The sequence below is a fragment of the Chitinispirillales bacterium ANBcel5 genome, from assembly GCA_029688955.1.
Taxonomy (GTDB): Bacteria; Fibrobacterota; Chitinivibrionia; order Chitinivibrionales; family Chitinispirillaceae; genus Cellulosispirillum; species Cellulosispirillum alkaliphilum.
On sequence record JARUKZ010000023.1, the window covers coordinates 56415 to 68214 of the forward strand.

Consider the following 11800-nt stretch of genomic DNA (forward strand, 5'->3'; position numbering starts at 1 on the left):
AGCACCATACCTAAAGACCTAAGATCATCCTTTATTTAGCACTATCTATTGAGGGAAATACTTATTTTTACTCTCTTTTGCGGTATACCACAGCTGTTCGCCCTCTTTTTGAAGTGGATGGGCGATAGGTTAATAGTTATATATAACACCTTATCATAACTGCACATACCGGAACGAATCAGAAGGTTTTTTGGAATTTGAATTGAAGGGATTTCAGGATGTCTTTGAATGAAACTGTCAGGCGTATCTTTGTAGAGAAGAAAAAAGGTTACGACATATTCGCAGATAATCTTTACCGTGATCTAAAAGAAAACCTAAGAATCGATGGGCTTAAAGATGTACGTGTTCTCAATCGCTACGATATTGAGGGGATTTCAGATCAGGAGTATTCAGTAGCGCGTGAGTCGATTTTCTCTGAGCCACCTGTGGATACGGTTTATGATGAGACATTTGAAACCGCACCGGGAGAGAGGAAGTTTGCCGTTGAGTACCTTCCCGGGCAGTATGATCAGAGGGCTGACAGCGCATCGCAGTGTATCCAGTTGCTCACTCATGGAAACAGACCCGCCATAAATACCGCTCAGGTGATAGTGCTTAGTGGGAAACTATCAGATCAGCAGTTCAAAACGATAAAGAGCTATTGTATCAATCCGGTCGATTCCAGAGAAGCTTTACTGGATAAACCAGCATCACTTAAAACCTGTGCTGAAACTCCCCCTGATGTCCAAACGGTCAGCGGATTTATCTCCATGGATGATGAAAAACTGAGTGAATTGCGTACTGATCTTGGACTGGCAATGAAGGATGAGGATGTTAAATTTTGCCAGCAGTACTTCAGGGATACAGAAAAGCGTGATCCGACCATAACTGAAGTAAGGATGCTTGATACCTACTGGTCCGATCATTGTCGCCATACCACATTTCTTACCCGAATAGATGAAATGCACATTGAGCAGGGAAAATTTAACCAACCGCTCAGCAGTGCCCTTGAAGCCTACAAAAGCTCAAGAACGTATATGTATGGGCAGAAGAATAAAGATATTTGCCTTATGGATATTGCAACTATCGGCATGAAAGAGCTTAGAAAGCGTGGTGTTCTTGATAATCTGGATGCTTCAGAGGAGATAAATGCCTGCAGCATTTCGGTGCCGGTTGAAATTGATGGGCGAACAGAGGAGTGGCTTGTGATGTTTAAAAATGAGACTCACAACCATCCCACCGAAATTGAACCCTTTGGAGGTGCTGCCACCTGTTTAGGGGGAGCAATCAGAGATCCGCTCTCAGGGCGCTCATATGTGTACCAGGCAATGCGTGTAACTGGCTCAGCCGATCCAAGAACTGCTGTTGAAGAAACGCTGCCCGGCAAATTACCCCAAAGAAAAATCACCACCCTTTCGGCTCATGGCTACAGCTCCTATGGTAATCAGATAGGGCTGGCAACCGGACTCGTTTCGGAGGTGTACCATGAAGGGTATATGGCTAAGAGAATGGAGATTGGCGCTGTGGTAGGTGCTGCTCCAAAGGAAAATGTAGTCAGAGAAGTTCCTGAACCAGGGGATATTGTTGTTCTTCTGGGGGGAAGAACAGGCCGTGATGGCTGTGGCGGAGCTACCGGTTCATCAAAAGAACACACCGAAGAGTCGATTGAAAGCTGCAGTGCTGAGGTACAAAAGGGAAATCCGCCAACAGAGCGAAAAATTCAGCGCCTGTTCAGAAACCCACAGGTCAGTAAAATGATCAGGCGATGCAATGATTTTGGCGCAGGTGGGGTGTCGGTGGCCATAGGGGAGTTGGCTCCGGGGCTTACTATCGACCTGGATGCTGTTCCTAAAAAATATGATGGGCTCGATGGAACAGAGCTGGCCATATCCGAATCCCAGGAGCGTATGGCAGTGGTGATAGATCCGGCAAACTTAAAAAAGTTGGTTTCATTCGCGGATGCTGAAAACCTTGAGTGTGCGGTTGTCGCTTCGGTAACAGAGGAAAAACGCCTTAGAATGCAATGGCGGGGAAAACGAATCGTTGATCTCAGCCGCGACTTTATCGACACCAACGGCGTTTTACAGAGTACAAAGGTGAAGGTAACCGCTCCTGAAGAAACCTCTTTTTTCGGCAAAACAATCACCCAAAAGCCCACTGACCTGACCGATGCATGGTTCGATACTCTAAAGGACTTAAATGTTTGCAGTCAGAGGGGACTTATAGAAATGTTTGACAGCTCAATAGGGGCTTCAACCGTTCTTATGCCCTTTGGGGGAAAATACCAGGCAACTCCCACACAGTGTATGGTGGCCAAATTACCACTGCTTGAAGGTGAAACCACAACCGGAACAGCAATGAGCTACGGGTTTAACCCTCACCTGTCTACCTGGAGCCCATTTCATGGTGCGGTTTATGCCGTTGTGGATGCGGTGGCTAAGCTGGTTGTAAGTGGGGCTGACTACAAAAGAGCCCGCCTGACACTGCAGGAATACTTTGAAAAGCTCGGTAACGATGAGAGCAAGTGGGGAAAACCCTTTGCAGCTCTTTTGGGTGCATATCTGGCACAGATTAAGCTTGGTACTGCCGCGATTGGTGGAAAAGACAGTATGTCTGGTACCTTTAGAGATATGCATGTACCGCCAACTCTGGTAGCGTTTGCAATTGCTCCTGTAGATGTGTCCAAAACTATTTCTCCTGAATTCAAAAAAGCAGGCTCAAAGATTGTGCTCTTATCCTCACCCAGGGATAACGAGGAAATGCCTGATTTCGATAAACTGAAAACACATTTCTCCAAAGTCACAGAGTTAATTCATAGTGGTGATGTGATCAGTGCGCACACTGTGGGTGCGGGTGGTGTAGCTGAATCTGTTGCAAAGATGTGTTTCGGTAACCGTATCGGTGCGACATTTCAAGGCAGCTTTACTACAGAAACGCTCTTTTTGCCGGAGTATGGAAGCATGGTTCTTGAAGTGAACCAGGGCGCTGACATCGATACACTGTTTAACAATTGTTCTTACAGTGTACTTGGGCAAACTACAGAAGAGAAGACAATCAGGGGTGAAAATTTTGAGATTCAAATCGATAAACTCTATTCAGAGTGGGAACGCCCACTTGATTCTGTTTTCCCTTCCGATGTGATCTCTTCACAGTGTAACGAAACGGTAACCCCTGTATCCCAAACAAAGCACAGTACTCTCAGGCCCACAACTAAAATTGCTAAACCAAGAGTTTTGGTTACCGTTTTTCCAGGGACAAACTGTGAGTACGATACGGTACGAGCCTTTGAAAAAGCGGGTGGTGAATGCGAACTGTTTATACTGAAGAACTGCAAGAGTGAAGATGTAGATAAATCGATCGATGAGATGGTCAAAAAAATCTCCTCTGCTCAGATAATCATGATCCCCGGTGGTTTTAGTGCCGGTGATGAACCGGATGGCTCAGGTAAGTTTATCACCTCCTTTTTCCGTAACCCGCACATAAAAGACTCTGTCACAGAGTTACTTGAAAAAAGGGACGGGCTTATGCTTGGAATCTGTAACGGCTTTCAGGCGCTTATAAAGCTTGGACTTGTGCCCTGGGGAAAGATATGTGATATCGATCAAAACAGCCCTACACTTACCTTCAATACCATAGGGCGCCACATTTCCAGAATGGCCTATACAAAAATTTGTTCAGTTAACTCTCCCTGGCTTTCAAAAGTCTCAGTAGGTGATGTTCATGCGGTACCTATCTCCCATGGTGAGGGACGTTTCATCGCTTCTTCTGAGCAGATCGATACGCTGGCCCAAAATGGTCAGATCATTACCACCTACGTAAATTGTTTAGGTGAGTATGAGGCCGGGATGAATGGGAACTGCAATGGATCCTGTTCGGCTATTGAAGGAATTTCGAGTCCCGATGGTCGCGTTTTGGGTAAAATGGGTCACTCAGAACGTAAGGGAGAATGGGTCGGAAAGAACATTTACGGTAATAAAGATCAGCTTCTGTTTGAATCCGGGATTGAGTATTTCGGCTAACAACCATAAAAAAAGGTGGGTATCTTTTTACCCACCTACATTTTTTAGCTCTCACCCGCTTTTGACAATTATTCTTTTTCGCTAACAACAGGAATTTGAATCACCATTCCCGGTATGAGAATCGAGGGGTAAAAATCTTTGTTGTATTTTTTAATAAGCCACAAAGGAATAGGGTGATCGTTCTCTTTTGCGATATCCCAGATATTTTCTCCCCTTTTCACTATTCTTTCCTTGAAATTAACCACATCAAAGCGATTGAAAAAATCCTCTTCAATAGCTATGTGATACTCGAGTCTGGCGGCTGCAAACTCTTCCAGTGTATTTGATTCGGAAACAGGGATGCGGATTGTGCTGTTGTAACTAATCTGCGAATTGGCACCCATGTTGTTTAGTCTGCGAATATCTGAAGCTGATACTCCAAGCCAGTCGGCATAATGGCCGATGGTTTCATTCAGTGTGACTCTGACACTGGCGTATTCACCCGTTGCGGAAAGAACAGCATCTAGCTGATAATCATCCACATCGAAGGCTGTAGGTATGGTGGATGTGGTTTTATCCGGAATGATCGCAATCGAAGCAGCAATACCTCTAAGGGTGTCGGAGAGCTTGTCTTCGGAAGTTACCTCTTCAGTATCCTTTTCCAGAGTGTCTGAAACAGCTTCGGTTTCTTCAGTTGCATGGGTTACCGCTTCTGGCTCTTCGCGTACCTGCCCTGGAACTCTTAGCACCTGCCCCGGGTAGATTCTGTTGAGTTGGGTGATATTATTTTCCCGTGCCAGTTCCCGAACTGTTACCCCGTACCTTGAAGCAATGCGATTGAGGTTTTCACCAACCCTTACCCGGTGAGTTGTAGGCTCACTTTTTTGAGTTGTTGGAACGATTTCTGGCCCTTCATCCATTTCGGAGGCGATTTGCAGCGAATCGCTAACTTCCTCGGGCTCCTTTTTTGGCTTTTCCGGTTCCTCAGGTTTCGTTTCTGTAGTAGCACTGGCAACAGTAGTGGGGGGGCTATACTTGGGGGGGATACGCAATAGCTGACCGGCAAATATTCGGTTTATGCTGGTAATATTATTAAATCGCGCGAGTTCCCTTACCGTTACTCCATGTCGTGCTGCGATACGGTTAAGATTATCCCCGCGGCGCACTCTGTAGTACTGCGGGCGGAGAGGCTGATCTGAACGCAGCGAATCTGGTATGGATACCAAAGCCGTTTGTATTTGCTGCTCAGTTTTGCTTACAGGCAGATGGATGGTAAATCCTTTTGGAATATGTATTTGCTGATTATATCCCGATGGCCTTATAGCCGGATTAAGAGTTCTGAATTCCTGAATCGGTATATCAAGATGGCTGATAAGGGCATCGAGTCTGATGTACTGATCGAGGGTTACAGAGCGAAACTCACGTTTAGGCATAAGTTCTACACCAGGAAAGTACTCTTGGTAGTTTTCCGCAAGCTCAACAGCAGCAAGAAAACTGGCGTAAAAGTTGGAAGAAGCAAACCCGAAGGTGCGACTTCGGTAGTTTTGTACAATAACTGAGAAATCGTTGGTTCCTGTTTGAGAAACCGCACGCCGCATTCCGTTAACGCCATGATTGTAAGAGGTTATGGCAACTGGCCAGGCTTGCAGGATTCGGTAGGCATTTGAGAGATACCGTGCTGCTCCCACGGTAGCGATTATGGGGTCCCGGCGCTCATCGATAGTGTAGTCGATGTTCATGCCAAAGGTTGCCCCCGTTGCCCGCATAAACTGCCATAACCCGGCCGCACCTACTTTGGAATATGCTTCGGTATCGAATGAGGATTCCACATGGGGTAAATACGCCAGCTCCAGTGGAAGATCGTAGGCTTTTAGAATCGTGCGGATTGTATCAAGGAACATTCCTGAACGCTCAATACCAGAGATAAAGCGCTCTTTTTGCCCACGCTGAAAGCGTATGCGATTGGCCGCACCCTTTAAATCATCTCTGCTGCCGTGTTTTTCAAAAAGCTCGACAATCATTCGCTCCTGATCACCCCAGCTACTCTCAGGTTTGCCCTGGATGATCGCGAAGGAAGCTTCCAGCTCCTTTCGCCGCTCTCGTACCGCTTCCACATCATCGGGACTGCTCGTTTCTACTATATCATAAATAATGGCCAGGTTGTTGCGATCGTGCAGCAATCCCTGTTTGGTAGAAACCTCAGAGTAGACCTTTTTCCAGAAAGCTACATTGGGTTCCAGAACTTCCGGAACCGGAAACAACTCCTCTTCTGCACTGGCCAAAGTGAAAAGAAAGAGCGAAAACATCAGTAACCCGACTTTTCGGTGGTGTTTGTTCATTATTGTAACCCTTTTTAGAGCTTATACGTGCAAAGAAGAATGGTATAAAAATATCAACCTCAAATTCCAAACACAAATTTTACCTGCAATCAATGTACCTGAAAGCAATTTTCTGCCGTAATGATCATTATACTCACCAAAAGCTGCTTTTAGACGTATTTATCACTCTGAGCAAAAAACGGAGATGATCCTTAAAATGTATTCTATTATATTGGTGAGTAGTTATCCAGTATGGAGGTGAAAAAATGAATATAAGTCCGGTAGGTAAGAGCGCCTATTCTGAGCAGGCTGGTAAGAGGCACAGAAAACACATTCCCCAAAAAACCTCTAAGATCACTAAAAGCAGTAAAACTGTACATAATGCGGTCATTTTCGCTACTGAAGATACGCTTTCAAAAAAGGCTGCAGAAAACTATTCGCCTTCCATTAAACCATTTGTAGATTCTGCTCCGCTAAAAATTGCAAAAGAGCGGATAAAGAAGTATCGCGATGCTTTCGATACCATTGATGAAGCTTTAGTGGAAAAACTTATCATGGAAGAGCTTTAAATCGGTGGCGTAGTTCAAAATGGGAATCAGAGAAGAGATAAAGCGAACTGTTCAAAACAAGCTTGTACTCAGATTTAGCGCTAATCCGGAAAGATCGGTTCAATGCTGCATATGTGACAGAAGTGCTGTACCGAATACTCCACTGATCATCGAAGTCCTTGATGAGGGGGCACTGTGCGATTTGTGTGCCCGTCGTTACGCGCCTGAGTTGTTTGAGGTAAAAACTGCTTACCATAATAGAGGCACGTCTTCTGTTGGCAGGCTTTCCAACGAACAACTCAAACAGATAAAAGAGCACATTGATTCACTTCTTTGCATTACCCCCGATCTTCTTAAAGCCATCGCACGGGGCATCGTTGAAGCGCCGTCGCATCACATAGGAATGCTGTTTTTGCTCAAAGATCTGCCCGCACCATCACCCCGCCCCGGTGAAACGCAAAAAGATCACGACCTGAGAGTGAAAACCTACAGAGCAAAAGAGCTCAACAGGAAGTTAAATCAGGAGATAACCGCTCGCCTCAAACGGGTTCTTGAAATACTGGAACTGGACCAAACAGACAATCCTTAAATCTGCAGATTCTGAAAACGCTGAAACTCTCCATCCAGGGCACAGAGCTCTTCATGGGTGCCACTCTCGATGCAACGACCCTGTTTCAAAACCAAAATTCTGTCTGCTTTGCGTATCGTTGAGAGGCGGTGGGCTACGATAAGCATAGTGCGTCCTTTGGCCAAATGGGATATGGCCTGCTGAACAAGCTTCTCAGATGCGACATCTAGCGCTGAAGTCGCTTCATCCAGTATAATTATCCTGGGATCTCTTATGAGTGCTCGCGCTATGGCTATCCTCTGACGCTGCCCGCCGGAGAGACGGGCGCCATGTTCGCCGATCAGGGTATCAAGCCCTTCAGGCATACGGCTGATAAACTCATCAACGTTTGATAGCTCAAGTATTTCCCGAAGCTTTTGCTCAGGTATGTCCTCAAGCCCATAGGTGATATTCTCTCTTATGGTGCCGGAGAAAAGAACCGACTCCTGAGGCACTACCGCAAGAAACCTCCTGAACGTACGCAAATCAAGGTGCTGCATATCCTGACCATCAAGGAGAATTTTCCCCGATGTGGGCCTTCTGAAACCAATAATCAGGTTTATCAGTGTCGATTTTCCGCTGCCCGATTCACCGACAATTGCAACGCATTCGCCGGAATTTATAGTTTGATTAAAATCACACACAGCCGCAACATCACTGCCTTCATAGAAATAATTAACCTCTTCAAATTGCAGGTCCCCACGAACCGATTTAACCGCTTGTTTACCCTCGTTTTGCTCAATATCAGGACACTCCAGAATCTCTCCCATGGAACGTATGGAATCAAAACCGCGGCTGAGCTGGGGGTAGATGTTTATAATACCCGTTATGCTGTTAATGATCTGTACAAAGAAGGTCTGATACATCACCACATCACCCACCGGTATTCTGCCCCGATAGGCCATAAACCCGGTGACAAGAAGACAGATAAACTGAAAGGACTGAAACGCTACCCATGTTGTGGCACCAAACAGCGCGTTAACGATATCAAGCCGTATGCCCCGGTGTTTCACCTTCTCCAGCTGGGTGTTGATCTTTGAAATCTCCTTCTCCTCAACACCATGGGCCCGGGTGATAGGCAACATTGTCACCATCTCTGAAACCATCGCCGACATGGTCTCTATCTGGGTGCGGAATGCCTCGTTTCTTATACTTATCCGTTTGCGAAAAATATGAATCATTACAACCGAAATGGGCACACAAATCAAAAAGAAGAGCGCTACCAGACGATCCCGTAACACGGTTACCACCACTGCAAATATCACGGTCATCAATGAATGGTACACGGTGAGAAAAATTTGTCTGGCAAGTATCTCTATCGACTCTACATCCCGAAGCACTTTGGACTGAAGTCTGCCGGATTGATAATTCTCATGAAAGGCGATGGAAAGCTCCTGCAGTCGCCGTACCAGCGCGTTTCTCAGTTGAGCCTCGACGTTTCGGATCGCAACACTCATGTACTGCACAAAAAGTGTATGCATGGGGATGTTTTGAATCAGGAGGATTACAATTATCACTGTTCCCCTGATAATCCCTGAAGTACCATAGCGCTCCGGGTCGCTTACAGAGGTGATAACATCACCTATAATTATAGGGAGAAAGAGAAAGGGGGTGTGCTTAATTGCCCCGAAAATCAGAGACAGGACGACTTTCCTCCGCTCTTTAGAGAATAGCCTGAAAAGTGTTAAAACGGGGGAGGAGTTTTTGTAATGTTGTTCGAGATGGTTATTGGTTATTTCGGTGTGTTTTTTCATCGACCATAAAATAGTTGCTGCCGTTAAAGTGTAGCTGCTTAAGAGCGGGTATCAGCGGTGAAATCATTAGCACTCTCTTTTAATTGTTTAATTATCATAAAAGTCACTCTTGACCAAAACAGGGTGAAGCAACGAGGGTAAACGCTCCGCGATTATTCTGGAGAATGTCTCAGCACAGGTCTGCGTTTTAAAATCACCTTTTCTATGCGTATAAATATGTTTGTGTCTGGATTGATAGTAGGAGTCATAACTAACTTTAGCGTTTCGTTTGATTAGTATTATGGCTCTCAGGGCCAACACTCCCGTTTCTGACTATCAATACAAAAATAGAGGCGTTTTAACTGATTATGACCTATTTCGCACAGCAGTGATAATTTTTAACATTTGAAGTAAACTCCTGTTTGATGCTATATTTATGTTGTTTATAAAACAGGTGACCTTTTAAACCGCAGGTAACAAACTTACGCTATGAAAAAAAACAAATTTACTGCCATTACTATTTCTCGTTTGCTGATTATTCTTCTGGCCATCTCAACCCTCTATTACAGTAATCGCTATCACACGGTTCAATCGGTGCTTGGTGAATTTGATACGGCGACAGTTCCTCTTCAATCGGTTCAGCAGATCTACCCACGAGCTGCAGCAGTAGAGCACAGTGAGCTTCCTCAGGAGGCATCGGTTATTCGTGATGAAGAGGGGGAAGTACTGGGCTATGTTCTTGACAGCAGACCTTACAGCGACAGCTTTCATGGCTACGCCGGGCCTGTACCGCTTCTTATCATCTTTGATGCTCAGGATATCGTTGAGGGGATTGTTCTTCTTGAAAACAACGAGACCTCTTCATTTATAAACCGACTAAAAGATCAGGGCTTTTTGGAAAACTGGGAAGGGGTTAAGCTAAAAAACATTCCGGAGATGGAAGTCGATGCGGTGAGCCGTGCCACAATGTCCTGTAATGCCATTGAAAATGGTGTGAGAAAACGTGTGTCGGTGTATTTGGATTATGCCTATGATGATTCTCCCACACCGGCTTCACCCCTGGCATTTTTAGTACTCGTGCCTCTTTTACTGGTGGTCGCAAGTGTGGTAAGGCCACGGATGTTTCTTAAATACCGGTTTGTTATTCAGCTTATAACGGTTGTTATACTTGGTTTTGTAACGGCGAATATGTTCTCTATGGCTTTTTTCAGGGGATGGATCTATAACGGGATCAACCTAAACACCCAATGGCCTCTGGTGCTTATGGCCGTTACGGTTTTGTTTTTCCTGCTTTTTAGAAAACAGAATATCTACTGTGCTCACCTTTGCCCCTACGGGTTACTTCAGATTCTTGTTTTAAAACTGCCGGTAAAGAAGATCAGGATGCCCTCAAAGATCTCGGCACTGATGCCTGTAATCAGAGGCTTGGTGCTGTTTGGGGTATTTGTCCTTATGCTTACTTACAATCCGGACCCCTCCGCGGTGGAGCCCTTTGCGGCATTTAGAATCTTTGAAGCACCGGTTTCTGCTGTTGTGATCGCGGTAGTGTTTTTGATTGTTGCTGTTTTTATACCACGCCTGTGGTGCCGGATGTTTTGTCCTACCGGTAAATGCATTGACATGCTTAAGGCTAAACAGAGTACCGAAACCAAACGTTAAACGGTCATAAACAGAGGTGGACTGAAATAGACAGCGGGAACCGATTATGTAAATTAGCAGGGGTAGTGAGTTTTTGTGTGTGTATTGTGTCTGTCTTGAGGCAAATTTCATGCTGTGTCTGCGCTTTGCCCGATAATAGGTACGTGTAAAGGCTGAGGTGTATGAGAGGAAATTCCAAATTCCAAATTCTCGCATTCCAAATTCTTATTACGTGTCGCCCGAGGCGAAGGTGGCCACCCCCCAGCGAGGTCTGATGGCAAGTGTATGGTTCCTCACGGGGGCGCCATGAAACGTGCTTGCCCCGTGTAAGCGTGAATAGTCCTTTTTTGCGTAAGGCGAAGCGGGACAGCGACAAAATTCATTATTCTCACCTCCCTCCCGCGCGATGAGCTATGAGCGTTGAGCAGGAAAAGGGAAAGATGTTTATTTCCTAATCATTTTTCTACGATTAGTAATTGGTCATTAGTAATTTTGGTGTCGCCTTTAACCCCATAAAAATCTCATTTTCCCATAATTCTCGATAGCATCAACGAATATCTCGCGCTTTCAGCGCTTGGGTTCTTTCTTGTCACCAACACCCGGGGCTGCGCCAGAAGACTGGCTTACCCCGGGCTATTAAATTACGCGCTTTCAGCGCTTAAGAGGGGGGATCATAGGCCAAAGAAAGTATCATCAGCGATAGAGGCCGCCTTGTTGAGCATGAAGGAGCAAGAGAAAGGAACAAACCTTTTACAAAAACCATAGGAGATACAAATTCGTCTGTTAGCCTGATTAAACCGATGGGATTAGTATTTAATACCCCAAAGGGGTTATTTATATTAGCCCCAGGTTTCCTACCTGGGGACCTGGGGAAATGTGGGACGTCAAGACCGCGAGACAAGAATTCCAATTTCCCTTCCTCCCGCGATAATAGCCCAAGGGTCCCCCCAAACGGATCCCTTCACGCTTTCACCATTGA

Annotated in this window: 6 protein-coding genes; 4 read left to right on the top strand and 2 right to left on the bottom strand. The window is 45.5% G+C overall.

Going from position 1 to position 11800, the window contains the following annotated elements; all coding sequences use genetic code 11:
• Positions 1-218: 218 nt before the first annotated feature.
• Positions 219-3998 (top strand): phosphoribosylformylglycinamidine synthase, encoded by a 3780-nt coding sequence (locus QA601_12725; protein MDG5815948.1) that lies wholly within the window; start codon positions 219-221, stop codon positions 3996-3998.
• A 68-nt stretch (positions 3999-4066) separates the two neighbouring features.
• Here the strand turns inward: QA601_12725 and QA601_12730 are convergent, their stop codons facing one another.
• Positions 4067-6316, bottom strand: coding sequence for a LysM peptidoglycan-binding domain-containing protein (locus QA601_12730; protein ID MDG5815949.1), 2250 nt, complete (start codon positions 6314-6316; stop codon positions 4067-4069).
• 245 nt (positions 6317-6561) lie between these two features.
• Between QA601_12730 and QA601_12735 the strand changes: the two genes are divergently transcribed.
• Together QA601_12735 and QA601_12740 are read left to right on the top strand one after the other, a co-directional pair.
• Complete coding sequence (locus QA601_12735) at positions 6562-6864, top strand: hypothetical protein (GenBank protein MDG5815950.1); 303 nt, start codon at positions 6562-6564, stop codon at positions 6862-6864.
• A gap of 19 nt (positions 6865-6883) precedes the next feature.
• Positions 6884-7432, top strand: a complete 549-nt coding sequence (locus QA601_12740) for a hypothetical protein (protein ID MDG5815951.1) — start codon at positions 6884-6886, stop codon at positions 7430-7432.
• Here QA601_12740 and QA601_12745 read toward each other — a convergent pair.
• The gene (locus tag QA601_12745) at positions 7429-9204 is read right to left on the bottom strand and encodes an ABC transporter ATP-binding protein (GenBank protein MDG5815952.1); all 1776 of its coding nucleotides are present in this window, start codon (positions 9202-9204) and stop codon (positions 7429-7431) included. The genes QA601_12740 and QA601_12745 overlap by 4 nt on opposite strands.
• A 468-nt stretch (positions 9205-9672) precedes the next feature.
• Between QA601_12745 and QA601_12750 the strand changes: the two genes are divergently transcribed.
• Positions 9673-10842 (top strand): 4Fe-4S binding protein, encoded by a 1170-nt coding sequence (locus tag QA601_12750; protein ID MDG5815953.1) that lies wholly within the window; start codon positions 9673-9675, stop codon positions 10840-10842.
• Positions 10843-11800: the final 958 nt, after the last annotated feature.